Consider the following 22,912-nt stretch of genomic DNA (forward strand, 5'->3'; position numbering starts at 1 on the left):
TCTCCGCCCAGTCCTCCACCTTGATCACCCTCCAGAGAGTGGAGGGGTCAACATTCATCCGTCGCCTGGGGGTCAGTATTCACGCGTCGTCGACAGAGGCGGCGCGCTACCCAGACGCCCCGTGGGCTCCGACCGTCCAGGCCGCCCATGCAGGACTCCCATCGCGCGTAACGGTCCACCTGCGACTGGGAGATCGGCCACCTCTGCCCGTTGCATCGGCCCCGTACCGAGCGACCCGCCCGCATTGACGTACTCCCCCAGCCGATCACGAGGGTCACCGCCGATGGGCCGCAGCGTCACCAGGGCGAGCTCCCAGGCCTCCAGCACACGAGCAAGCGCGTCCTAAACCGCCCTTTCCCTGCCCTGGATGACGGCCAGAGCACGCTCGAGGCGTACGCACGGGCCGACCGTACGACCTTCCGGTCAGGCCGAGTTGCACGGGCCCGTGCCTCCAACGCGGAGTCGTCCACGTAGAGGCGATCCGGCCGCCGGGTCTGGCCGGCGCAGGAAGCTCACAGCCCCGATGCACGAGCCCGAAGGGGGATCAGCCCCCATGCTCGGCCCGAACGCCCCTTAAGCAGCCGAATGCAGCCGGACCCGAGACAGCGCTCGATGCGGGCGGCAGACGGCACGCACACGTCGAACGTCACTACGGGACGGCCGGAACCCTCGGCACCCACCACCGGCACCCACCGTTTCCGCCCCACCGGCACCCCCGAACGCCCGGAACGGAAGGGAAAGCCGCCACCCCGAAAGGGACAAACCGACATGTATCTCCGACCCCGAAACCCGAACCTGAACGTTCCCTGTGAAGATCAGAGCGAATTAGACGGAGCACACGCCAATCCGGTTCCTGTGATCTGAGTCACATTTGACCGGCCACCCTATGCACATGCCCGTTAACGGAACTTCGGCACCATCTGCCACAACCCCGCCATGCCCTGCAAAAACGCATCCAATCGATCACTCGCCGCATTCAGCCTTGACTGGTAACGGAATGGTAACGCGAGTCGGGGCCCCAACCGATCGGGTCATTTCGGCTTTCACCTGCGGAGATCACCGCGCTATGTTCCTTGCTATCCCTTTACTGACGCATGGGTCGCACGTTGCGGCCCACGACAGACCAAGGAGCAGTTCCCTTGAAGCGCATCCTCATCCCCGCCGGCGGCGCCGTCCTCGCCACCGGCCTTCTCGCTGCCGGCCTCGCCGGCTCGGCGACGGCCACGAGCGACATCGCCAAGGACCCGATGGCGACGAGCGCTGCCAACGCCAAGGCCATCGCGGACTTCTGGGCGGACAACAACAACGCTGCCCTCAAGGCCGCTACCCAGTCCAACATCTGGGACAACGCCGACGTCGCCAAGCTGAAGACCGCTGGCGGCTACAGCGCCGACACCAAGCCCGGCTCCGCCGCGCCGATCGGCGAGGAGAAGAAGAGCTCCTCGAAGTCCCAGAACGTCAACATGCCGAAGACCATCGGCAAGGTGTTCTTCGTCAACAAGAAGGGCGAGAAGAAGTGGTGCTCCGCCACTTCTATCCAGTCCAAGTACCGCAACCTGGTCGCCACGGCCGGTCACTGCGTGTACGACACGGCCAACAACGCCGACACGATGGACAAGTGGGTCTTCGTCCCCGGTTACTACCAGGGCAAGACGCCGTACGGCATCTACGTCGGCAAGCAGGCCTTCACCCACTACGACTTCGCCGTCTACGAGGACTACGACCGCGACTACGCGTTCGTGACCGTCTACAACGGCGTGTACCTGGGTGGCGGCAAGGCCAAGCAGGTCTCGAAGTCGGAGTACGACAAGTTCCAGGGCCTCAAGGAGGCCAAGGACGTCGCCATCACCGCTTCCGAGTACCAGAAGTGCGTCGACCTTCACGGTGGCGAGACCCCGGACTGCTGGGCCAAGACGGACACCAAGGTGGACGTCGTCGGCCCCGACTACCCGGGTGCGGTCAAGGCCTTCACCGAGGTGACCAAGGAGCAGTACGACGCCGCTCCCTCGGGCAAGAAGAACGGCACCAAGGCCCCGAGCCAGGTCAAGACCGACTTCGTGACCGAGTCCGAGTACAAGGCGTACAAGGGCCCGGGCTACCGGAAGATCGACAGCAAGGGCAACTACACGATCACGCACTACTTCATCAAGCACTTCGTGAAGAAGACGGACGTGAAGGGCTACTTCAAGACCGTCTTCACGATCGTGGAGGGCTGGGTCAAGGACGCCGGCCGCCTCGGTGACGTCGTGGGCGGCCAGGGCTTCGCCTGGAACCAGCCCACCGGCAAGTACGTGCGCGTGTTCGGCTACCCGGCCTCCGCGCACCCTGACGGCCACAAGAACTACACCGGCATCACGCCGAAGTGGTGCTACGGCAAGACCACCAAGAAGCTGGTGGGTTCCGCGGCCAAGAAGATCGAAGAGCACGTCGCGCTCAAGTGCGCGATGACCGAGGGCGCCGACGGTGGCCCCTGGCTCTACAACTACAAGAACAGCAAGCGTCTCGGTTACGTGAACGGTGTCACCAGCACCTTCAACGACCAGGACGGCAACAACCGCGTCGACTACATCTCCTCGCCGTACTTCGACGGTGAGACGGCGTCCATCTACAAGGCCGCGGCCAACTCCTGGTCCGGCAAGGTCGTCTAAGTAGTCAGCTCGTCACTGTTCGACACTGTTTGACCCGAAGGGCCCGGCATCCGCCGGGCCCTTCGGCATTCCGGCGGGAAAGTGTTGGGCGTTTGGACGCACGGGAGCCTCAGACGGTGCCATCGAAGCAGTGTGATGTGCGCCACATCGCCTCAGGGGAGGGATCGGCGGCGGCACCGGAGGCCCGGTTGTCACGCCAGTATCGCACGGCAAGTGATCTGCGGTTATGCGCCGTAGACGGCCTTTGCCCAGATGATCCGGCACGCTCGTTCAAACATCACAGAACGGTCACGCCCGCCATGTCCCATCTTTTCCTGTCAGATCAGCTACCGGTTCCCAAGATCGACACTGTATGTTCCTGGCTATCCCTTTACTGACGCATGGGACGCAAGAGGCGTTCCACGACAGCGCAAGGAGTTAAAAGTGAAGCGCATCCTCCTCCCCGCCGGTGGCGCCGTTCTGGCCACCGGTCTGCTGGCCGCCGGCCTCGCCGGTTCCGCCACTGCCGCTGCGCCCGACTGGGCGTACGACACGATGGCCAAGGACGCTCCGGCCGCTGTCGAGGTGGCCAAGTTCTGGCTGGCCGCCAACGGTGCCACCAACAACCTCGCCAAGGCGACTCCCTACACCTGGGAGACCAAGGCCACCTCGAAGCTCAAGGTGAGCGGCGGCTATTCGCCCGACACCAAGGCGACGACGGTCGCGCCGATCGGCGAGGAGAAGAAGACCGCGGCTAAGACCAAGAACATCAACCTGCCGAAGACCATCGGCAAGGTGTTCTTCGTCGACTCCGAGGGCGACCTCAAGTGGTGCTCCGCGACCTCGATCCAGGGTAAGTACAAGAACCTGGTCGCGACCGCCGGTCACTGCGTCTACGACGAGGGCAAGAACGCCTCCGTCATGGACAACTGGGTCTTCGTGCCGGGCTACTACCAGGGCAAGACGCCTTACGGCATCTACGTTGGTAAGACCGCCTACACGCACTACGACTACGCCGTGTACGAGGACAACGACCGCGACTACGCGTTCGTGACCGTCTACAACGGCATCCAGGTCGGCGGCGGCGAGCCCAAGGCTGTCTCCCAGGCTGAGTACGAGAAGTTCAACGGTGCGAAGTTCACCAAGAACTACACGATCTCCAAGGCCGAGTACGACAAGTGCGTCGACCTGCACGGCAAGGAGACCGCCGACTGCCAGGCGAAGACGACCGACCTCGAGGACCTGGCCGGCCCCGGCCACCCCGAGGCCGTGATCGTCCGCAAGGAAGTCACCAAGGAGCAGTGGGACGCCGCGCCCAAGAAGGACGCCGGTAACGTCCAGGGTCGTCAGTCCGCCCTGTACCCGCAGGTCGACTACGTCACCAAGACGGAGTACGAGAACTACAAGGGTCTCGGCTACCGGAAGATCGACGACAAGGGCAACTACACCATCACCCGCTACGGGCTGGTGTACTGGGTGAAGCAGTCGAAGCAGGTCGACTACTTCAAGACCGTGTTCTACGTTGTCGACGGCTTCATCAAGGACGTCGGTCGCCTCGGTGACAACGTCGGTGGCCAGGGCATCGCCTGGAACCAGAAGACCGGTTCCAAGGTGTTCGTCTTCGGTTACCCGGCGGACGCCCACCCCGACGGCCACAAGGCCTACACGGGTGTCACGCCGAAGTGGTGCTACGGCGCCACCTCCGGCAAGACCTACGCCTCCGCTGCGTACAAGGCTGAGGAGCACATCGCTCTGAAGTGCGCCATGACCCCGGGTGCCAACGGCGCTCCGTGGCTCATCAAGTACAGCAACGCGAAGCGTCTGGGCTACGTCAACGGTGTCACCAGCCTGTTCCACGACCAGGACGGCAACAACCGCTACGACTACAGCTCCTCGCCGTACTTCGACGGCGAGACCGGTGCGGTCTACGCGCAGGCCGAGAAGAACTGGTCCGGCTCCCTCAAGTAAGCCTTGAGAGAGTCATGAGGGCGGGGGTCCAAACCCCGCACTCACCTTGCGTCACCCGAAGGGTCCGGCAGCAATGCCGGGCCCTTTCGGCATTTGTCACGGTAAATCACAAGACCCCTTAGCCCTGTGACCAGAGTGACGATAGGGTTCTTACGCCCGTTTTGTAAACTTCGTGGAGCACCCCAGTGAAGCGCCTCCTCATCCCCCTCGCCCTCGCCGGACTGAGCGCGGCCACGCTCAGCGCCCCGGCCAACGCCACCGCACCCACCTGGGCCAAAGACCCGCTCGCCCCCAAGCCCGCCGACGCCTACAGCAACGCCTTCTTCTGGCTGGACGCCAACGGCGCCGCCCTCCGCAAGGCCACCCAGTACCGCTGGGACGCCAAAAAAGTGGAGAAGCTCGTCGCCACCGGCAGCAAGACGCCGGACGACGGCAAGCCCGGCATGGTCGCCCCGCCGACCAAGGCCCCCACGCTCAAGGTCAAGAACGTCAACCTGCCGCGCACGATCGGCAAGGTGTTCTTCATCGACCACAAGGGCGAGTACCGCTGGTGCTCGGCCACGTCGGTCCAGTCCCGCCACCGCAACCTGGTCGCCACCGCCGGCCACTGCGTGTTCGAGAACGGCAAGGACGACGTCTTCGACAAGTGGGTCTTCGTGCCCGCCTACTACCAGGGCAGGGCCCCGTACGGCATCTACGCCGGCGCGTACGCCTTCACCTCCTACGACCTCGACACCTACGACGACTACGACGGTGACTTCGCCTTCGTCGCGGTGCACAACGGCTTCCAGTTCGACGGTGACAAGCAGGTCACCAAGGCCGAGTTCGACAAGTGGGCGGGCGACAAGTGGTCCAAGGACGTCGCCATCGACGAGGCGGCGTACAAGAAGTGTTACGACCTGCACGGCGGTGAGAGCCCCGACTGCTGGGCCAAGCTGACGACGACCACCGACATCGTCGGCCCGGACTACAAGGACAAGAAGCGCGCGTACAAGGAAGTCGACAAGGACGAGTTCCTGAAGGCGCCGAAGGGCGACGGCAACGGCACCCAGGAGCCCGCGAAGACGGTCAAGGACAACGTGACCGAGTCGGAGTACAAGGCGTACAAGGGTCCGGGCTACCGCAAGATCGACGAGGCGGGCAACTACACCATCACCCATTACTTCCTGGGCTACTGGGTGAAGGAGAGCGCCAAGACGGACTACTTCAAGACCGTCTTCTACGTCGGGATCGCGAAGGACACCGGGCGGGTCGGGGACGTCGTCGGCGGTCAGGGCATCGCCTGGAACCAGCCGCTCGGCGGCAAGGTCATGGCCTTCGGCTACCCGGCCGACCCGCACCCCGACGGTGACAAGCCGTTCACCGGCGTGACCCCCAAGTGGTGCTACGGCAACACGGCCAAGAAGACGTACCAGGCCAACATGTTCCGGGTCGAGACGCACCAGGTGCTCAAGTGCTCGATGACCGGTGGCGCGGACGGCGGCCCCTGGCTGCTGCGCTACAGCAACAGCAAGCGCACCGGCTACCTCAACGGCGTGACGAGCATGTTCCACGACCAGGACGAGAACAACCGCGTGGACTACATCAGCTCGGCCTACTTCGACGGTGAGGTCGCCGACGTCTACAACAAGGCGAACTACGCCGAGACGAAGAAGATCGTCGGCCCGAACGGCGAGCTCCTCAGCTAGACCGGCGCCTGAGGGAGCCCGCCGCACGGGGGCTCCCTCAGACCGGCGAACCTCACACCGGCACAATCTCAGGCCGGCAAACCTCAGACCGCCGCCAGCTCCCGCGTCCGCTCGTTCAGCGCCCGGACCGCGGGTTCGTTCTTGTACGGCTCCAGCCGCCGGCGCAGGTCGGCCACGTAGGACCGGGACCGGACGGACTGCAGCTCCCCGGCCAGCGTCATGGCGCCGCTCGCCGCCGTGCACGCCTCCTCCAGCTCGCCGCACTGCAGCAGCCCGGCGGCCAGCAGCGACAGGTTGAACATCCGCCCGCGCACGAACCGCCCGTCCATGTCGAGGGAGCGCCGCGCCTGCCGTACGGTGCGCTCGCCCTCCCCCAGGTCGCGGAAGCAGTGGGCGAACTTGGCCGACAGGTAGGCCTCGTCGAAGTAGCCCAGCCAGCGCGGCTCGTCCCCCGGGTTGCGGGTGTCGAAGGCGCGTTCGGCCTCGTGCAGCGACGCGGCGCAGGCGCGGGCGTCGCCGAGCCCGGCGTGCGCGTGCGCCTCCAGGACGTGGCCCGAGGAGACCAGCGTGGAGACGCCCGCGCGGCGGGCCGAGAGCTGGGCGGCGCGCGCCAGGTCGAGCGCGTGCGCCGGCTGGCCCATGTAGATGGCCTGGTGGGCCATCCCGGCGAGGATCTCGCCGCCGAGCGCGTGGTCGTCGGCGCCCCTGGCCAGGCGTAGCGCCTGGATGAGGTAGCGCTGGGCGAGCCCGTGCTGCTCCATGTCGTAGGCCATCCAGCCGGCCAGCCGGGTGAGCTCGGCGGCGGCCGCGGCGAGCTGCCTGCCGGTGGCGTCGCCGTAGGAGCCGTCCTTCAGCAGCGGCGTGACCGCCGTGTCCAGATATTTGACCACGGAGGAGCGGACCCGGCCGCTCCCGAACCTGTTGTCGAGCTCACCGAATGATCGGGTGACCTCGTGGATGGCGGCGATGTCCGCCCTCCCCACGCGGCGGGGGCCCGAGCTGCTCGGGCGCCCCTCCTGTGGTGAGGTCAGCCACCGCACGGCTCCCACGGAGCCCGCGCCGATCGCGAACGTCGAGTCGATCAGGAATCTTCGTCTCTCCACATCGGCCCGCCACAGCGCCGTCACGGTCGCGACCCCCTCCTGCCACGTGTGCGTGAACTCCTGCCCGAGATCGAGGGGTGTAGTGATGGCCGGCATGCCCAGATCTTCAGAACTGATGGGCCTGCCCAACCGTAGTGCGAATATCTCGGTAAGGAGGCACGGCACCGGGTCGCGCGGGCGCTGGCCACCGATCCAGCGCAGCACGGAGCTGTGGTCGTACTTCAGCCCGGGGGTGCCGCGGGCGGCACCCAGATCGTTGAGACGCCTGGCCAGTCCCTTGTGGGAGAAGCCAGCCTCCGCGATGAGCTGCTGTAGCAGTCGGTTGGGCTCGCGTTCCATCGCTCTCCTCATAACGGGAGCCGGCGCCCGCATCCTTACAGAGAGCTATGTTTATAGCACGCCGAGTAAAGAGAGTTTGGTGTTTCCCGGAGCTCGTTTTGACGGATGCGGGCGCCGCGAGGTCAGGCGCGGGCGACGCCGTCGATTCTGGCCTGGGCGGCGACGGCTGCCGTGACGGCGGGGGCGACCCGGGCGTCGAAGGGGCTGGGGATGACGTACTCGGCGGTGAGGTCGTCGCCGACGACGGCGGCGAGCGCGTCGGCGGCGGCCACCTTCATGTTCTCGGTGATCGCGGTGGCGCGGACGTCGAGTGCGCCGCGGAAGACGCCGGGGAAGGCGAGCACGTTGTTGATCTGGTTGGGGAAGTCGGAGCGGCCGGTGGCGACGACGGCGGCGTGCCGGGCGGCGACCTCCGGCAGGACCTCGGGCGTGGGGTTGGACAGGGCGAAGACGATGGCGCCCGCGGCCATGGAGGCGATGGCCTGCTCGGTGACGGTGGAGCCGGACAGCCCGACGAACACGTCGGCGCCAGCCAGGGCCTCCTCGGTTGAGCCGGTGTGGCCGGCCTTGTTGGTGTCGCGGGCCAGGGCCTGCTTGACGGGGTTGAGGCCGTCGCGGCCGTCGTAGATGAGGCCCTTGGAGTCGGAGACGGCGATGTCGCCGATGCCGGCCTCCAGCAGGATGCGGGTGACGGCGACGCCGGAGGCGCCCGCGCCGGCCACGACGGCGCGCAGGTCGCCGAGCGAGCGGCCGGTGAGGCGGGCGGCGTTCTTCAGCGCGGCGAGGGTGACGATGGCGGTGCCGTGCTGGTCGTCGTGGAAGACCGGGATGTCGAGCAGCTCGCGCAGCCGGTCCTCGACCTCGAAGCAGCGCGGCGCGCTGATGTCCTCCAGGTTGATGCCGCCGAACGAGGGCGCGAGCCGGGCGACGGTCTCGACGAGCTCGTCGACGCCGGTGCAGGCCAGGCAGATGGGCACGGCGTCGACGCCGGCGAACTCCTTGAACAGCAGGGCCTTGCCCTCCATGACGGGCATGGCGGCCGACGGGCCGATGTCGCCGAGGCCGAGGACGGCGGTGCCGTCGCTGACGACGGCGACGACGTTGGAGACCCAGGTGTAGTCGTCGGCGAGCGCGGGCGTCTCGGCGATGGCGGTGCAGACGCGCGCCACGCCGGGCGTGTAGGCGAGCGACAGGTCGCCGGCGTCGCGGACGGGGATGGTGGAACGGATCTCGATCTTGCCTCCGCGGTGCAGGGCGAAGGCGGGATCCTGGTCGAGAGATGTGGGTGTGGCAGTCACTGTGACCCCTGTAAGTCGGCGGACGGAAGTGAACCTTCGGCGGACGTGCACGAGGGCTGGCTTCGGTAGGCGCCAGGATCCCCTCGTCAGATCGTCTCGGTGAGGGGTTACGGGGGTCACCCGTTTCTCCATACTGCCACATGCTGAGACGGACACACCCGGTGATCGTGCCCTGGTATCAGGGCCGACGCCGTTCTGTTGACGCATTGTTGCTCACCAGATGACGGACTGCTGCAAAAGCCCATCTAAACTGCACGAAACCCCAACATTCTTGGCATAAACACTGAGGAGGCCACCCATGGCCCTCTGGCCCTTGAACCGCCGAGCCTCCGCCGCCGGCGCGCTCGCCCTCACCGCCGCCCTGGCGCTGTCCGGCTGCGGCAGCGAGTCGTCGTCGAGCGGCGGCACGACCTCCGCCAGCGCCTCGGCGGCCGGTGGCGCCCAGCTGGTGAAGCCCGGCAAGCTCACCGTCTGCACGAACATCCCCTACGAGCCCTTCCAGTTCAAGCAGGGCGCCGACATCGTCGGCTTCGACGTGGACATCGTCGACCTGGTGGCCAAGAAGCTCGGCGTCGAGCAGGAGATCGTCGACATCGACTTCGCCGTGATCAAGAGCGGCGCCGCCATGGCCACCAACAAGTGCGACCTGGCCGCCGCCGGCATGACCATCACCGAGGAGCGCAAGGCCAACATCACCTTCTCGGACCCGTACTTCGACGCCACGCAGGCGCTGCTGGCCAAGAAGGGCACCGGGGCCGCCTCCCTGGAGGACGTCAAGGCCAAGGGTCTGAAGCTGGGCGCCCAGGCCAGCACCACCGGCCTCACCTACGCCACGGAGAAGGGCTTCAACCCGACCGAGTACGCCGACTCGGCCAAGGAGCTGCTCGCCCTCCAGGCCGGCCAGGCCGACGTCATCATCCAGGACCTCCCGGTCGTGCTCACCTGGCTGAAGAAGCCGGAGATCGCCGAGAAGTTCGAGCTGATCGCCAGCCTCGACACCGGCGAGCAGTACGGCCTCGGTCTGAAGAAGCAGGCGGACCCGGTCCTGCTCAAGACCATCAACGAGGAGCTCGCCAAGGCCAAGTCGGACGGCACGTACGAGAAGATCTTCGTGAAGTGGTTCGACAAGAAGCCCGGCGAGCTGGGCTGACCCCATGGCGGACGAGCCGAAGACGGCTGAGCCGGGACGCGCCCGGCTCAGCCCCCGCAAGAGACAGCGGATCAGCCGCGGCGTCCAGTACGCCGTCCTGACCGTCGCCTTCGTCGCCCTGGTCGTGTACGCCGACTGGGGCAGCCTGGCGCAGAACTTCGCTCAGCCGGACGTGGCCGGGCAGATGCTGCCCGAGCTGTTCACGATCGCGCTCAAGAACACGGTCATCTACTCGGTCGGCGGGTTCGCGTTCGCGTTCGTGTTCGGCCTGATCGTGGCGCTGATGCGGCTGTCCACGGTGGGCCCGTACCGGTGGCTCGCGACCCTGTACATCGAGATCTTCCGCGGCCTGCCGGCGCTGCTGGTCTTCCTGATGATCGTCTTCCTGCCGCTGGCGCTGCCCGGCTTCGAGGTGCCCGGCGGCACGTACGGGCAGGCCATCCTCGGCCTGGGCCTGGTCGGCACCGCCTACCAGGCGGAGATCTTCCGGGCGGGCCTGCAGGCGGTCCCCAAGGGGCAGACCGAGGCCGCCAGGTCGCTCGGCATGTCAGCGGCCCGGGCGCAGATCACCGTGGTGATCCCGCAGGCGATCCGGATCGTCATCCCGCCGACGACCAACCAGTTCGTGGCCCTGCTCAAGGACTCCTCGCTGGTGCTGTTCCTGGGCGTCTCGGGAGAGTTCGTGGAGCTGACGAAGTTCGGCAACGACATGGCGTCCACGCACGCCAACGCCACGCCCATCCTGGTCGCCGGCCTGACGTACCTGATCGTCACCATCCCGCTCGGCTACCTGGCGGGACGGCTGGAGAAGCGCAAGGGGACGGCCCGATGACCGAAGCCATCGAGATCGAGGACCTGCACAAGCACTTCGGCCAGAACGAGGTGCTGCGCGGCATCGACCTGACGGTCGGCACCGGCCAGGTCGTCTGCGTGATCGGGCCGTCCGGCTCGGGCAAGTCGACGCTGCTGCGCTGCGTGAACCTGCTGGAGCAGCCCACCAAGGGCACGGTGCGGGTGCGGGGCGTCGAGGTCACCGACCCGGACGTGGACATCGACGAGGTCCGGCGGACCATCGGCATGGTGTTCCAGCAGTTCAACCTCTTCCCGCACATGACCGCGCTGCAGAACGTGATGATCGCCCAGCAGCGGGTGCTGAAGCGGGGCAAGAAGGAAGCCGAGGTCGTCGCCAGGGAGAACCTGGAGAAGGTCGGCGTCGGGGCCAAGTGCGACGCCTTCCCGGCGCAGTTGTCCGGCGGGCAGCAGCAGCGGGTGGCGATCGCCAGGGCGCTGGCGATGAACCCGGACCTGATGCTGTTCGACGAGCCCACCTCGGCGCTCGACCCGGAGCTGGTCGGCGACGTGCTGGCGGTCATGCGCAAGCTGGCCGAGGAGGGCATGACCATGCTGGTCGTCACCCACGAGATGGGCTTCGCCCGTCAGGTGGCCGACCGGGTGGTGTTCATGGACGGCGGTGTCGTGGTCGAGGACGGGCCGCCGGCCCAGGTGATCGGCGATCCGCAGCACGAGCGGACCCGCGCGTTCCTGCACCGGGTGCTGCATCCGGAGGGCTGAGCGCGGGCGGGGCGTCCGGGGATTCCGGGCGCCCCGCCGTTTCGTGTAATACTCCGGCATGGACCTGACCTCTTACGCCGAGTGGGCGGTCCGCCTCGTCAACGATCCCGCTCCCCCGCCCGAGCTGGTGCGGCTGCGGGACGAGCTGGCGGCCGTGTTCGACGCCGCGGCCGACGCCGAGGAGCTGGCCGCCCTGCTCAACGCGCTGCTCGTGCGCTATCCCGTACGCCCGCAGCTCACCGACCACGACGGCCGGGGCTGGCACCTGCACCTGGCCGACCACTCCGGCGCGGCCGCGGTGATGGGCCTGGCCGCGGTCGTGGCCACGCTGGGCGCCGACCGGCTCGGCCGCTGCCTGGAGCCGCGCTGCTCGCGGGCCTTCCTGGACACCTCCTCCAACCGCTCGCGCCGCTACTGCTCGGCCCGCTGCGCCAGCCGCGCCAACGTCGCCGCCTACCGGGCCCGGCGCCGCAGCGGCCAGTAACGCAGCACGACGCGCCCCACGACGTCCTCGACCGGCCCGAAGTCCCAGCTGTCGCGCCTGCCGCCGGCCCGCTGGTTGTCGCTCTCCAGCCACCAGCCGCCCTCGCCGTGCCACTGCGCCCGCTTCACGATCAGCCGGCTCGGGTCGCCGGGCAGCCTCGCCACCACGACGTCGCCGGGGCGCACCCGCGCGCCCCGCCGCACCAGAAGCCAGTCTCCCGGCTCCAGACCCGGCCGCATCGAATCCCCTTCGACACGCACTCTCATCGCCGAGACCCCCTCCTCCACAGGCGTTTGGACCCGAGTAAGGTCGGTACAGGACCAAGCTGATTCGGCATCAAGGAAGGATTTTCTGATGCTCGCACGACTGCTACGACCCAAGCATGTCGCTTCCGCACACTGCGACCTGCCCTGTGGGGTCTACGACCCCGCCCAGGCCCGGATCGAGGCGGAGTCGGTCAAGGCGATCATGGAGAAGTACGCGGGCAACGAGGACCCGGTGTTCCGCGCCCGCGCCATCAAGATCAAGGAGGAGCGGGCCGAGCTGGTCAAGCACCACCTGTGGGTGCTGTGGACCGACTACTTCAAGCCGCCGCACCTGGAGCAGTACCCGCAGCTGCACCAGCTCTTCTGGGAGGCCACCAAGCTGGCCGGGGCCGCGGGCGCCAAGGGCACCGTCGAGGTGGCCAAGGCTGAGGACCTGCTCGGCAAGATCGACGAAATCTCCAAGATCTTCTGGGAGACCAAGGCCGCCTAAAGCGGCACATAAGGCTCTGTGCGGCTACCGCCCGCACAGAGCCTTTTTCGCTGATGGCGAGTCTGAAACCGCCAAGCACCTCCCGGGGGCGGTAAGTTGCAGTAGGCGTCGTATACGCGAGGAGGAACGTGACCGAGGAAACCGAGACGCGTGCGACAGGCGAGGCCGCCATCCGCGACGTGGTGAGCATCAGGCTCCCCGCCGACAGCGCCTACCTGTCCGTGTTGCGTACGGCCACCGCCGGGCTGGCCGCCCGGCTCGACTTCACGCTGGACGAGATCGAGGATCTGCGGATCGCGGTCGACGAGGCGTGCGCCATGCTGCTCAACGAGGCCGTGCCGGGCACCGACCTGACGGCCGAGTTCGAGCTGACCGGGCAGGAGATGCAGGTTCGCGTCGAGGTGGCCACGGTCGGGAGCTCCGCGCCCAAACGCGATGACTTCGCCTGGATGGTGCTGACCGCCCTGGCCGACGACGTCGACGCGGTGACCGACTCCCCCGATCGCATGGCGATCGTCCTGCGTAAGCGCCGAGGCGCGGCGAGGCCGGCGTGACGGAAAGGACTGGAGCCATGGCCACCAGCGAACACGCCGTGCCCGACAGGGTGCGGGCTCGCATGCTCTTCGCCGAGCTGTCCGAGCTCGGCCCCGACGAGCCCCGGCGCCAGCGCATCAGGGACGAGCTGGTCGAGCTCCACCTTCCGCTGGTCGAATACCTCGCGCGCCGCTTCCGCAACCGCGGCGAATGGCTCGACGACCTGACCCAGGTCGCCACGATCGGCCTGATCAAGTCCATCGACCGGTTCGACCTCAACCGCGGCGTGGAGTTCTCCACCTACGCCACGCCCACCATCGTCGGCGAGATCAAGCGGCACTTCCGCGACAAGGGCTGGGCAGTGCGCGTGCCGCGCCGCCTGCAGGAGCTCAAGCTCTCGCTGACGAAGGCCATCAGCGAGCTGTCGCAGCGCGAGGGCCGCGCGCCCACCGTGGCCGAGCTCGCCGCCTACCTCAAGATGACCGAGGAGGAGGTGCTGGAGGGCCTGGAGTCGGCCAACGCCTACTCCACCGTGTCCCTCGACGCGCCCGACTCCGGCGACGACGACGCCCCCGCGGTGTCCGACTCGCTGGGCATCGTGGACGAGTCGCTGGAGGGGGTCGAATACCGCGAGTCGCTCAAGCCACTGCTGGAGCGGCTGCCGCCGCGCGAGAAGCGCATCCTGCTGCTGCGGTTCTTCGGCAACATGACCCAGTCGCAGATCGCCACCGAGCTCGGCATCTCGCAGATGCACGTCTCGCGGCTGCTGGCCCGCACCCTGGCTCAGCTCCGCGAGGGCCTGACGGCCGACGACTGACCCGCGGGAGCGGCTTCGGCCGCTTCCGTTCTTCTCGCTCCCGCCCGTGCCCTTGCGCCGGACGGCCCACGGCCGCAGGATGGGCGCCGTGGCCGCCGCCCGTACAGGTCAGGACTCGTCGCCGTAGAGCGCGCGGGTGGTGGGCGGGGCGAGCAGGCCGACGAGGCCGACCAGGGCCACCACCAGGAGCGGGATGCCGAGCTCGGGGCGGCCGGAGTCGAAGAGCGTGACGGAGATGGGGATCAGGAAGATCTGCGCGAGCACGGCCGGCGCCCGCCCCCAGCGCTCGGCGGCCAGCAGGCCGCCCCAGGCGACCCAGAGCAGCCCCGCGCCGATCAGCAGCCCGAAGGCGGCCTCGGCGAGCGCGGCGGTCAGGTTGGCCGGGGTCCCGGACACCGTCTCCACCCCGACGTAGACGCCCAGCCCGAGCGCGATCAGCCCTTCGAGGGCGACGACGAGGGCGGCGGCAACCAGGCTCCACGGACGCTTCGACACACCCCGCACCCTATCCGCCGCCACCGGTGCCCCGTTCGCCGCCGTACACACCCGATGAATGGGATTTTTCACGACAATATCGACAGGCACCACCGGTTACGCTGGCCATATGCGCGCGATGCTCCTGGTCAACCCCAAGGCCACCACCACCAACGCCCGCACCCGCGACGTGCTCATCCGGGCGTTCGGCGCGGCCGTGGACCTCAGCGTCGAGGAGACCGCCTACCGGGGGCACGCGGCGATGCTCGCGGCCACCGCGCGGGCCAAGGGGTTCGACATGGTGGCCGTGCTGGGCGGCGACGGGACGATCAACGAGACCGTCAACGGGCTGCTGAACCCGGTCGACGGCGACGACACCGGCCGCCCGGCGCTCGTCGTCATCCCGGGCGGCAGCGCGAACGTGTTCGCCAGGGCGCTCGGGCTGCCCAACGATCCGGTCGAGGCCACGGGCGCGGTGCTGGAGGCGCTGCGCGACGGGCGGCGGCGCGGCGTGGGCCTGGGGCAGGCGCTGTGGGACGGCGAGAGCCGCTACTTCACGTTCTGCTCGGGGATGGGCTACGACGCCGAGGTCGTAAGGGCCGTGGAGGGCCTGCGCGGGGCTGGCCGGAAGGCTACCCCTGGCCGGTATGTGAACACGGCCCTGAGGCACTATCTGGCCACGGACAAGAGGCATCCCGCGATGACGCTGACGGGTCCCGGCATCCCGGCGGCCGAGGGGCTGTTCATGGCGATCGTGTCCAACACCTCGCCGTGGACGTACGTGGGCACGCGGCCGGTCCGGCCGACCCCGTGGGCCTCGTTCGAGACGGGGCTCGACCTGCTCGGGCTGCGCCGGATCGGCCCGCTGACGCTGGCTCCGGTGATCCGTCACATCCTCACGGAGAGTGAGCGCCTTCCGGGCGGCCGGCACCTCGTCCAACTGCACGACGAGGCCGAGTTCACGCTCACCGCGGCCCGCCCGGTGGCCTTCCAACTGGACGGGGACTACCTGGGAGAACGCGAGTCCGTAACGTTCCGGTCTATCCCGAACGCATTACAAGTTCTGGTCTAGCTGGTTACATTCGGTCATTGTGTGACGCATCCGACATCCATTACCGCCAAAACTTCGGCCGTACCCTCTTGCGTGCACTCTCCGTGGCTGAAAAGCTCAACACTGACGTCGGAACGTAGGACCTTTAACAACCCCCAAGGGTCCTCCGCCGTCCGCGGGCATCCCCGGTTCACCTGATCCGGGGTCTTGTTCGCACGGGTTAGTGAAACCTTTCACAAAGGATGCCGCACGGAGCCCATCTCAGGCTCCATCTACTAAGGAGTGGACGCATGGACTGGCGCCACCGAGCTGCCTGCCGTGACGTGGACCCCGAGCTGTTCTTCCCGATCGGGAACACCGGACCGGCACTCATGCAGATCGAAGAGGCCAAGCAGGTCTGCCGTTCCTGTTCGGCCATGGAAGCCTGCCTGAAGTGGGCGCTGGAGTCCGGCCAGGACGCGGGCGTCTGGGGCGGCCTCAGCGAGGACGAGCGTCGCGCGCTCAAGCGCCGCAGTGCCCGTGCCCGCGCCCGCGCGACTGCCTGAGCCCGCCAGAAGGAGACCCGCCTGAAACCCGCAGCGAGCCGAACCGCCTGGTGCGATCGACTGTCCGCCAGGACCACGCCGCGTCCCTGATCGAAGGGACGCGGCGTTCAGCTCATCTGGCGCTCATGAAGCGGGCAGCGGGATCGACAGCGTGACCTCCGTGCCGCCGCCCTCGCGCGGCAGGACCGACAGCTTGCCCGACAGCTCCCCCTCGACGAGCGTGCGCACGATCTGCAGCCCGAGGCTGGTCGAACTGTCGAGGTCGAAGTCCGCGGGCAGCCCCTGACCGTCGTCCCAGACGACCACGTGCAGGCGCTCCGGCCCCGGCTCCACCATCACCTGAAGCCGCTCCGGCCGGCCGTGCTGCAACGCGTTCTGCAACAGCTCGGTGAGCGCCATGGCCAGCGGCGTGGCGATGAGCGACGGCAGCACGCCGAACGCCCCCACCCGGCGCGGCGTCACCGCCGCCTCCGGCGCCGACACCTCGCCCGCCATCGCGATCACCCGGTCGGCGATGTCGTCGAAGTCGACGAACTCCTCGGGCGCGTGCGAGAGCGTCTCGTGCACGATCGCGATCGAGCCGACCCGCCGCACCGCCTCCTCCAGCGCCTCGCGGCCCTCCGGCACCCGCAGCCGCCTGGCCTGCAGCCGCAGCAGCGCGGCCACGGTCTGCAGGTTGTTCTTCACCCGGTGGTGGATCTCGCGGATCGTCGCGTCCTTGGTCATCAGCTCGCGCTCGCGCCGCCGCAGCTCGGTCACGTCGCGGATGAGCACCAGCGCGCCGATCCGGCCGCCGCCGACGATCAGCGGGATCGCCCGGAGCTGCACGATCGTGCCGCCGGACTCCACCTCGGTCTCCTTGGCCGCCCGCCCGCTGGCCACGATCATCAGGTCTTCGTTGATCGGCTCGTCGGAGTAGCACAGCGTCGCGGTCACCCGGCCGAGCTCGGCCCCCACCAGGTCGGCGTGCAGCCCCAGCCGCCGGTAGGCCGACAGCGCGTTGGGCGAGGCGTAGGTCACCCGCCCGGCCCGGTCGAGCCGCAGCAGCCCGTCGCCGACGCGCGGCGAGCGGACCAGGATCGGCTCCTCGCCGGAGAACGGGAACCGCCCCTCGGCCACCATCTGCGCCAGGTCGGAGGCGCTCTGCAGATAGGTCAGCTCCAGCCGCGACGGGGTGCGCGCGGACGACAGGTTCGTCGAGCGCTGGATCACCCCGAGGAACCGGGCCTCGCCGTCGGGGACGGCACGCCGTACGGGAATCGTCTCCTCGCGCACGGGCACGCCCGTGGACCAGTCGGGGTCGCCCTCGCGGCAGATGCGCCGCTCGTCCCAGGCCGTGTCGATCAGCGGGCGCTCGCCCTTGGCCACCACGGTGCCGACGACGTCGTCGTGGTAGACCGTCGGCCCGGTCGTGGGCCGCATCTGCGCGATCGCGATCCAGCCGCCCTCGCCCAGCAGCGGCGCCCACAGGATGAGGTCCGCGAACGACAGATCGGCCAGCAGCTGCCAGTCGGAGACCAGCGAATGCAGCCAGTCGAGATCCGCCCCGTCGAGCGCGGTGTGGCGGACGACGAGGTCGCTGAGAGTCGGCACGAGTGCATCATGCGTGCTGTCGGGGCCAACAGCCAAACCGCCGCCGCCTTTTCGGGCGGGTCAGGGGCTGTGAAGACCATCACAGCGGTTGCGGCCTGGCCTGCCGCAGCGGTTATCCTTCACCATCAGCCTGAGCTGCCCGGATTGGCGCTCGGCAGAAGTGAAGGTGAGAGCGTGACAGACGACGGCCCTCGCGTACCGAAGTACTACGACGTGAAACGGGCCCTGCTCGAGCTGACCAAGACGCTCGCGCCGGGTTCCGCGCTGCCGCCCGAGCGGACGCTCGCCGTACGCTTCGAGACCTCGCGCACCACGGTCAGGCAGGCGCTGACCGAGCTGGTCGTGGAGGGCCGGCTGCTGCGCATCCAGGGCAAGGGCACGTTCGTCGCGCAACCCAAGGTCGCGCAGGTGCTGCAGCTCACCTCCTACATCGGCGACCTGCGCACGGCCGGCCTGGAGCCCGACACCAAGATCCTGGAGATCGGCTACATCACCGCCGACGAGGCGCTGGCCCGCCGCCTGGCGATCAACCCTGGCGGCCGCGTGCTGCGCATCCACCGGCTGCGGCTGGCCAACGGCGAGCCGGTCTCGGTCGACACCACGCACCTGTCGGCGCGGCGCTTCCCGCGCCTGCGCCGCGAGCTCGAGGTGCACTCCTCCCTGTACGAGACGCTGCACAACGCCTACAACGTACGGCTCACCGACGCCGAGGAGATCATCGAGACCGTCCTCGCCACGCCGTACGACGCGAAGCTGCTGGGCGTGGACGTGGGGCTGCCCATGCTGCTGCTGACCCGCCACGCCTTCGACGCCGACGGCAATCCGGTGGAGTGGGCGCAGTCGCTCTACCGGGGCGACCGCTACAAGTTCGTCACCAGGCTGCGCCGCCCCTGACTACGCTTGGCCGCGTGAGCGTGATCGTGGTCAGCGGGACCGACTCCGGGGTGGGCAAGACGGTCGTGTGCGCCGCCCTGGCCGTGCTGGCGCGGGGCCGGGGAGCGAGCGTGGCCGTGGTGAAACCCGCCCAGACCGGTGTCGCCCCCGGCGGGTCCGGCGACGTGGACGAGGTCATCCGGATGTCCGGGGTGACGACCACGTTCGAGTTCGCCCGCTTCGACGCGCCCCTGTCGCCGGCCGCCGCGGCGCGGGCCGCCGGGCTGCCCCCGGTGTCGATGCCGCAGGCCGCCCGCCGGATCCGCGAGCTGGCCGAGAGCAACCGGCTGGTCGTCGTGGAGGGCTCCGGCGGGCTGCTGGTGCGCTACGACGAGGACGGCGCGACGATCGCCGACCTGGCCAGGCTGCTGGGCGCGCCGGTGCTCGTGGTGGCCCCGGCCGGGCGCGGCACGCTCAACCACACCGCGCTGACGCTGGAGGCGCTCGCGCACCGCGGTCTCGACCTTGCGGGCGTGGTCATCGGCGCGTGGCCGGCCGAGCCGGGGATCGCCGAGCGGAGCAACGTGACCGACCTGGAGATGCTGGCCGCCCGGCCGCTGGCCGGCGCGCTGCCCGAAGGGGCCGGGCGGCTGTCCGGCGACGCCTTCGCCGACGCGGCGCGGCGCGGGCTCGCCGTGACGCTCGGCGGCGCCTTCGACCCCGCCGCGTTCCGGGGGACCTTGCGCTGAGCCGCCGGATGTGGCAAGTTCTGTTGCTCTTTCCGGGATGCTGGAGACGTCATGGACAACATCGCCGCGATCGAAGAGGTGCTCGCCCAGGTCGGCCCGCGGCTCAAACGGCTGCGCGCCGAGCGCGGCCTGACGCTGTCGGCGCTGGCCGAGGCCACCGGCATCTCCACGAGCACGCTGTCGCGCCTGGAGTCCGGGCAGCGGCGGCCCAGCCTCGAGCTGCTGCTGCCGGTCGCCCAGGCCTACCAGGTGCCGCTGGAGGAGCTGGTGGGCGCGCCGGAGGTGGGCGACCCGAGGGTGCGCGCCGTGCCGCGCAAGATGCACGGCCGCACCGTCCTGCCGCTGACCCGCCAGCCCGGGGCGCTGCAGGCGTTCAAGATGGTCATCATGCCGGAGCCGGGCGTCCCCGAGCAGCAGACGCACGAGGGCTACGAGTGGATGTACGTGCTGTCCGGGCGGCTGCGGCTGCTGCTGGCCGACCGTGACCTGGTGATGAAGGCGGGCGAGGCCGCCGAGTTCGACACGCGGCTGCCGCACTGGTTCGGCAGCGCCGACGACCAGCCGGTGGAGATCCTCAGCCTGTTCGGCCGCCAGGGCGAGCGGATGCACGTGCGCGCCCGGCCGGCCGGCCGCGCCTAGCGTCGGGGGGTGGGGCTAGCCCCACCCTGGTCGCGCACACCAGGCCCATGTCCGGCAGCTCCCAGGAGTCAATACCGTGGAGGCATGAAACGACCCCGGGTGGCCACGGCGTGGCTCGACACGGCCCACGTGATGACCGGGCTGCCCGTCGCGTTCGCGCTCGCCGTGCTGACGCTCGCGTCGGCCGTGGCCCCGCCCGTGCTGCGGCGCGGCGTGCCCTGGTTCACGCGGGTGCAGCGCTCCCGGTTCGAGGCGTTTCTGGGCGAGCGCATCCCGCCGGTGCCGCCCGCGCGCAGCTGGCGCACCTCCAGCCTGTGGCGGCAGATCGCCTACCATCTGCTGTCGCCGCTGGTCAGCGGGCTGGCGGTGTTCCTGGTCGCGGCGACGTGGGGCGCGGCGCTGGTGGGGCTGCTGGCCTTCCTGCCGCCGCTGATCCAACCGCCGCCGCTGACCTTCCTGTTCGACCTGCGCGACCCGAACGTGGTCACCACCTACATCGTGGCGGGGGCCGTACTCCTGCTGATCGCGCCCGTGCTGGCGCGCGGGATGGCGATGCTGGACCTGTCGGTGGCGCGGGCGCTGCTCGGCCCCAGCCGCGACGAGCTGGGGCGGCGCATCGAGACGCTGACCGAGAGCCGCGCCGGCGTGATCGACGCCGCCGACGCCGAGCGGCGGCGCATCGAGCGGGACCTGCACGACGGCGCCCAGCAGCGGCTGGTGTCGCTGGCGATGAACCTGGGCCTGGCCCGCGCCACGCTCACCGACCTGCCGGAACCTGCCCGCGAGGCCATCGAGCACGCGCACGAGGAGGCCAAGCAGGCGCTCAAGGAGCTGCGCGACTTCGTCCGCGGCCTGCATCCGGCCGTGCTCAACGACCAGGGCCTCGACGCGGCGCTGTCCGGCGTGGCCGCGCGGGCCCCCATCCCGGTGCGGTTGCGCGTCGACATCGAGCGCCGCGCCACTCCGACGATCGAGGCGGTGGCATTCTTCATCGTGTCCGAGGCACTGACCAACATCGCCAAGCACGCCGCGGCCACCAAGGCCGAGGTGAGCGTGCGGCGCGAGCGTGACCGGCTGCACGTGCTCGTCTACGACGACGGCTGCGGCGGGGCCCGCCTCGACAGCGGCACCGGGCTGCGCGGCCTGGCGCAGCGCATCGACGCCGTGGACGGCAGACTGCGGCTGAGCAGCCCGCTCGGCGGCCCGACGACGATCGAGGTGGACCTGCCGTGCGAGTAGTGCTCGCCGAGGACTCCGTGCTGCTGCGCGAGGGGCTCGTCCGGCTGCTGGAGGCGGCCGGGCTGGAGATCGTGGCCGCCGTGGCCGAGGCCGAAGGGCTGCTGCGGGCCGCCGAGGAGCACCGGCCCGACCTGGTGCTCACCGACGTGCGGATGCCGCCCACGCACACCGACGAGGGGCTGCGGGCCGCGCTCGTGCTGCGCCGCCAGCAGCCGTCGCTGGCCGTGCTGGTGCTCTCCCAGTACGTCGAGGAGCGCTACGCCGCTCAGCTTCTCGCCTCGGCCGCCGGCGGCGTCGGCTACCTGCTGAAGGACCGGGTGGCGGACGTGGCCGAGTTCGTCGACGCGCTGCGCCGGGTGGCGGGCGGCGGCACCGCGCTGGACCCCGAGGTGGTCTCCCAGCTCCTGCTGCGCGGCCACAGCGACCCGCTGGACCGGCTGACGCCGCGCGAGCACGAGGTGCTCAAGCTCATGGCCGAGGGCCGCTCCAACGCGGGCATCGGCGCGCAGCTCGTGCTCAGCGAGGGGGCCGTGGGCAAGCACATCGGCAACATCTTCGCCAAGCTCGACCTGCCTCCGGCCGAGGGCGACCACCGTCGGGTGCTGGCCGTGCTCCAGTTCCTCAAGATCAGGAGCATGCCGTGAGAGCGCTCTGGCTGACCCTCGGCTCGGTGCTGACCGTGATCGCGGTGACGGTCTCGACCGCGATCATCTGGCGCGGGTTCGCCACCGCCCGTGAGCCCACCGAGACCACCGAGCGCGTCATCGCGGTCGAGGCGCTGACCACGCTGCGCGTGATCGGGGAGGGGGCCGTGAGCGTGCAGGTCCATCGGGGCGAAGCCGGGCAGATCCTCCTCGTACGGTCGATGCGCTGGTCACAGGAGAAGCCCAGCGTGGCGGAGGACTGGGACGGCCGGACCCTGCGCCTGGACTCATCCTGCCCCGGCGCCGGCTACCTGACGGCGCCGGTCTGCGAGGTCGACTACCAGGTCCTGGTGCCGCAGCACGTCAGCGTGGACGCCAGGACCGCCTCCGGCTTCCTGGCCGTCGACGACATCGCCGGTGACGTGCGCGTCGCCACCGTCTCCGGCGCCGTCCGCCTGGACGACCTGCCCGGCAAGGTGCACGCCAGGAGCGGGTCGGGCAGCGTCCGGGGCGACTCCCTGCGCAGCGAGCAGGTGGACGTGGAGGTGAGCTCGGGCGACCTCGACCTGTCGTTCATGACGCAGCCCAGCGAGGTGCGCGCGATCGTCAAGACCTCCGGCAACATCGACATGGAGCTTCCGCCCGGCGCCTACGACCTGACGACCACCGCGCCACAGGTGATCATGACCCCGGTCAGCGACCCCGCCTCGTCCAGGAAGATCACCGTCTCGACGCCCGACGGCGAGGTGTCCATATGCTGCTGAAGCTC

The 22,912-nt window shown here is 69.2% G+C and carries 23 protein-coding genes; 18 read left to right on the top strand and 5 right to left on the bottom strand.

Annotation, left to right across the window (positions count from 1 at the left end; all coding sequences use genetic code 11):
- Nucleotides 1-1,139 precede the first annotated feature (1,139 nt).
- From ACWDXC_RS44285 to ACWDXC_RS44295, 3 genes are all read left to right on the top strand, one after another.
- On the top strand, nt 1,140-2,648 hold the full coding sequence (locus ACWDXC_RS44285; protein ID WP_449993011.1) for a trypsin-like serine peptidase: 1,509 nt from the start codon (nt 1,140-1,142) through the stop codon (nt 2,646-2,648).
- Nucleotides 2,649-3,071: 423 nt separating this feature from the next.
- The gene (locus ACWDXC_RS44290) at nt 3,072-4,595 is read left to right on the top strand and encodes a hypothetical protein (RefSeq protein ID WP_449993013.1); all 1,524 of its coding nucleotides are present in this window, start codon (nt 3,072-3,074) and stop codon (nt 4,593-4,595) included.
- 185 nt (nt 4,596-4,780) lie between these two features.
- The gene (locus tag ACWDXC_RS44295; protein WP_449993015.1) at nt 4,781-6,283 is read left to right on the top strand and encodes a trypsin-like serine peptidase; all 1,503 of its coding nucleotides are present in this window, start codon (nt 4,781-4,783) and stop codon (nt 6,281-6,283) included.
- 83 nt (nt 6,284-6,366) lie between these two features.
- Here ACWDXC_RS44295 and ACWDXC_RS44300 read toward each other — a convergent pair whose 3' ends face one another.
- Complete coding sequence (locus ACWDXC_RS44300) at nt 6,367-7,482, bottom strand: hypothetical protein (protein ID WP_449993017.1); 1,116 nt, start codon at nt 7,480-7,482, stop codon at nt 6,367-6,369.
- A gap of 365 nt (nt 7,483-7,847) precedes the next feature.
- On the bottom strand, nt 7,848-9,023 hold the full coding sequence (locus ACWDXC_RS44305) for an NAD(P)-dependent malic enzyme (RefSeq protein ID WP_449993019.1): 1,176 nt from the start codon (nt 9,021-9,023) through the stop codon (nt 7,848-7,850).
- A 298-nt stretch (nt 9,024-9,321) separates the two neighbouring features.
- Here ACWDXC_RS44305 and ACWDXC_RS44310 point away from each other — a divergent pair, with 298 nt between their 5' ends.
- Genes ACWDXC_RS44310 through ACWDXC_RS44325 form a run of 4 tightly spaced genes read left to right on the top strand, consistent with a single transcriptional unit; the run spans nt 9,322 to nt 12,229 of the window.
- Entirely contained in the window at nt 9,322-10,173 is an 852-nt protein-coding gene (locus ACWDXC_RS44310) for an ABC transporter substrate-binding protein (protein ID WP_219500866.1), read from the top strand.
- Between the two features lie 4 nt (nt 10,174-10,177).
- Entirely contained in the window at nt 10,178-11,005 is an 828-nt protein-coding gene (locus ACWDXC_RS44315; RefSeq protein WP_364175736.1) for an amino acid ABC transporter permease, read from the top strand.
- Entirely contained in the window at nt 11,002-11,745 is a 744-nt protein-coding gene (locus tag ACWDXC_RS44320) for an amino acid ABC transporter ATP-binding protein (protein ID WP_364175732.1), read from the top strand. Before ACWDXC_RS44315 ends, ACWDXC_RS44320 begins: the two co-directional genes overlap by 4 nt.
- A gap of 58 nt (nt 11,746-11,803) precedes the next feature.
- Nucleotides 11,804-12,229 carry a CGNR zinc finger domain-containing protein gene (locus ACWDXC_RS44325; RefSeq protein WP_219500863.1) on the top strand — a complete coding sequence of 142 codons (426 nt, stop codon included), beginning with the start codon at nt 11,804-11,806 and terminating at the stop codon, nt 12,227-12,229.
- Here the strand turns inward: ACWDXC_RS44325 and ACWDXC_RS44330 are convergent.
- The gene (locus ACWDXC_RS44330; protein ID WP_308125621.1) at nt 12,199-12,516 is read right to left on the bottom strand and encodes a S24 family peptidase; all 318 of its coding nucleotides are present in this window, start codon (nt 12,514-12,516) and stop codon (nt 12,199-12,201) included. The two genes, ACWDXC_RS44325 and ACWDXC_RS44330, sit on opposite strands and share 31 nt — an antisense overlap.
- Nucleotides 12,517-12,583: 67 nt before the next feature.
- Here ACWDXC_RS44330 and sodN point away from each other — a divergent pair, with 67 nt between their 5' ends.
- The 3 genes from sodN to ACWDXC_RS44345 all read left to right on the top strand — a co-directional run bounded on the left by sodN (nt 12,584) and on the right by ACWDXC_RS44345 (nt 14,336).
- Nucleotides 12,584-12,985 (top strand): superoxide dismutase, Ni, encoded by a 402-nt coding sequence (sodN, locus tag ACWDXC_RS44335; RefSeq protein ID WP_082310527.1) that lies wholly within the window; start codon nt 12,584-12,586, stop codon nt 12,983-12,985.
- A 128-nt stretch (nt 12,986-13,113) separates the two neighbouring features.
- Nucleotides 13,114-13,539 carry an ATP-binding protein gene (locus tag ACWDXC_RS44340; RefSeq protein WP_049569269.1) on the top strand — a complete coding sequence of 142 codons (426 nt, stop codon included), beginning with the start codon at nt 13,114-13,116 and terminating at the stop codon, nt 13,537-13,539.
- 17 nt (nt 13,540-13,556) lie between these two features.
- A complete protein-coding gene (locus tag ACWDXC_RS44345) occupies nt 13,557-14,336 on the top strand; it encodes an RNA polymerase sigma factor SigF (RefSeq protein ID WP_197093938.1) in 780 nt (259 codons plus the stop codon).
- 108 nt (nt 14,337-14,444) lie between these two features.
- On the opposite strand, the gene ACWDXC_RS44350 is transcribed toward ACWDXC_RS44345, so the two are convergent.
- Entirely contained in the window at nt 14,445-14,831 is a 387-nt protein-coding gene (locus ACWDXC_RS44350) for a hypothetical protein (protein WP_364175726.1), read from the bottom strand.
- A 109-nt stretch (nt 14,832-14,940) separates the two neighbouring features.
- On the opposite strand from ACWDXC_RS44350, the gene ACWDXC_RS44355 reads away from it, so the two are divergent.
- Both ACWDXC_RS44355 and ACWDXC_RS44360 read left to right on the top strand, forming a co-directional pair.
- Entirely contained in the window at nt 14,941-15,882 is a 942-nt protein-coding gene (locus ACWDXC_RS44355; RefSeq protein ID WP_219500853.1) for a diacylglycerol/lipid kinase family protein, read from the top strand.
- A gap of 269 nt (nt 15,883-16,151) precedes the next feature.
- A complete protein-coding gene (locus ACWDXC_RS44360) occupies nt 16,152-16,406 on the top strand; it encodes a WhiB family transcriptional regulator (protein ID WP_049569263.1) in 255 nt (84 codons plus the stop codon).
- Nucleotides 16,407-16,529: 123 nt separating this feature from the next.
- Here ACWDXC_RS44360 and ACWDXC_RS44365 read toward each other — a convergent pair whose 3' ends face one another.
- Entirely contained in the window at nt 16,530-17,999 is a 1,470-nt protein-coding gene (locus tag ACWDXC_RS44365) for a histidine kinase N-terminal domain-containing protein (protein ID WP_357590230.1), read from the bottom strand.
- A 174-nt stretch (nt 18,000-18,173) separates the two neighbouring features.
- Between ACWDXC_RS44365 and ACWDXC_RS44370 the strand changes: the two genes are divergently transcribed.
- From ACWDXC_RS44370 to ACWDXC_RS44395, 6 genes are all read left to right on the top strand, one after another.
- Nucleotides 18,174-18,893, top strand: a complete 720-nt coding sequence (locus ACWDXC_RS44370) for a GntR family transcriptional regulator (protein WP_049569261.1) — start codon at nt 18,174-18,176, stop codon at nt 18,891-18,893.
- A 14-nt stretch (nt 18,894-18,907) separates the two neighbouring features.
- Nucleotides 18,908-19,621: a dethiobiotin synthase gene (gene bioD, locus ACWDXC_RS44375; RefSeq protein ID WP_449993026.1), complete on the top strand. Its 714-nt coding sequence runs from the start codon at nt 18,908-18,910 to the stop codon at nt 19,619-19,621.
- A gap of 51 nt (nt 19,622-19,672) precedes the next feature.
- Complete coding sequence (locus ACWDXC_RS44380) at nt 19,673-20,260, top strand: helix-turn-helix domain-containing protein (protein ID WP_449993028.1); 588 nt, start codon at nt 19,673-19,675, stop codon at nt 20,258-20,260.
- An 84-nt stretch (nt 20,261-20,344) separates the two neighbouring features.
- Nucleotides 20,345-21,499 (top strand): sensor histidine kinase, encoded by a 1,155-nt coding sequence (locus ACWDXC_RS44385; RefSeq protein ID WP_219500844.1) that lies wholly within the window; start codon nt 20,345-20,347, stop codon nt 21,497-21,499.
- Nucleotides 21,490-22,143 (top strand): response regulator transcription factor, encoded by a 654-nt coding sequence (locus tag ACWDXC_RS44390; protein ID WP_219500842.1) that lies wholly within the window; start codon nt 21,490-21,492, stop codon nt 22,141-22,143. Before ACWDXC_RS44385 ends, ACWDXC_RS44390 begins: the two co-directional genes overlap by 10 nt.
- Nucleotides 22,140-22,907, top strand: coding sequence for a DUF4097 family beta strand repeat-containing protein (locus tag ACWDXC_RS44395; protein WP_449993030.1), 768 nt, complete (start codon nt 22,140-22,142; stop codon nt 22,905-22,907). Before ACWDXC_RS44390 ends, ACWDXC_RS44395 begins: the two co-directional genes overlap by 4 nt.
- Nucleotides 22,908-22,912: the final 5 nt, after the last annotated feature.

Source organism: Nonomuraea sp. NPDC003214, assembly GCF_053590035.1.

Excerpts from the sequence above, each read along its gene's own strand:
- ACWDXC_RS44360 (WP_049569263.1), top strand. The coding sequence starts at position 16,152 with ATGGACTGGCGCCACCGAGCTGCCTGCCGTGACGTGGACCCCGAGCTG.
- sodN (WP_082310527.1), top strand. The coding sequence starts at position 12,584 with ATGCTCGCACGACTGCTACGACCCAAGCATGTCGCTTCCGCACACTGC.
- ACWDXC_RS44380 (WP_449993028.1), top strand. The coding sequence starts at position 19,673 with ATGGACAACATCGCCGCGATCGAAGAGGTGCTCGCCCAGGTCGGCCCG.
- ACWDXC_RS44300 (WP_449993017.1), bottom strand. The coding sequence starts at position 7,482 with ATGCCGGCCATCACTACACCCCTCGATCTCGGGCAGGAGTTCACGCAC.
- ACWDXC_RS44310 (WP_219500866.1), top strand. The coding sequence starts at position 9,322 with ATGGCCCTCTGGCCCTTGAACCGCCGAGCCTCCGCCGCCGGCGCGCTC.
- ACWDXC_RS44315 (WP_364175736.1), top strand. The coding sequence starts at position 10,178 with ATGGCGGACGAGCCGAAGACGGCTGAGCCGGGACGCGCCCGGCTCAGC.
- ACWDXC_RS44320 (WP_364175732.1), top strand. The coding sequence starts at position 11,002 with ATGACCGAAGCCATCGAGATCGAGGACCTGCACAAGCACTTCGGCCAG.
- ACWDXC_RS44355 (WP_219500853.1), top strand. The coding sequence starts at position 14,941 with ATGCGCGCGATGCTCCTGGTCAACCCCAAGGCCACCACCACCAACGCC.
- ACWDXC_RS44325 (WP_219500863.1), top strand. The coding sequence starts at position 11,804 with ATGGACCTGACCTCTTACGCCGAGTGGGCGGTCCGCCTCGTCAACGAT.
- ACWDXC_RS44385 (WP_219500844.1), top strand. The coding sequence starts at position 20,345 with ATGAAACGACCCCGGGTGGCCACGGCGTGGCTCGACACGGCCCACGTG.
- ACWDXC_RS44345 (WP_197093938.1), top strand. The coding sequence starts at position 13,557 with ATGGCCACCAGCGAACACGCCGTGCCCGACAGGGTGCGGGCTCGCATG.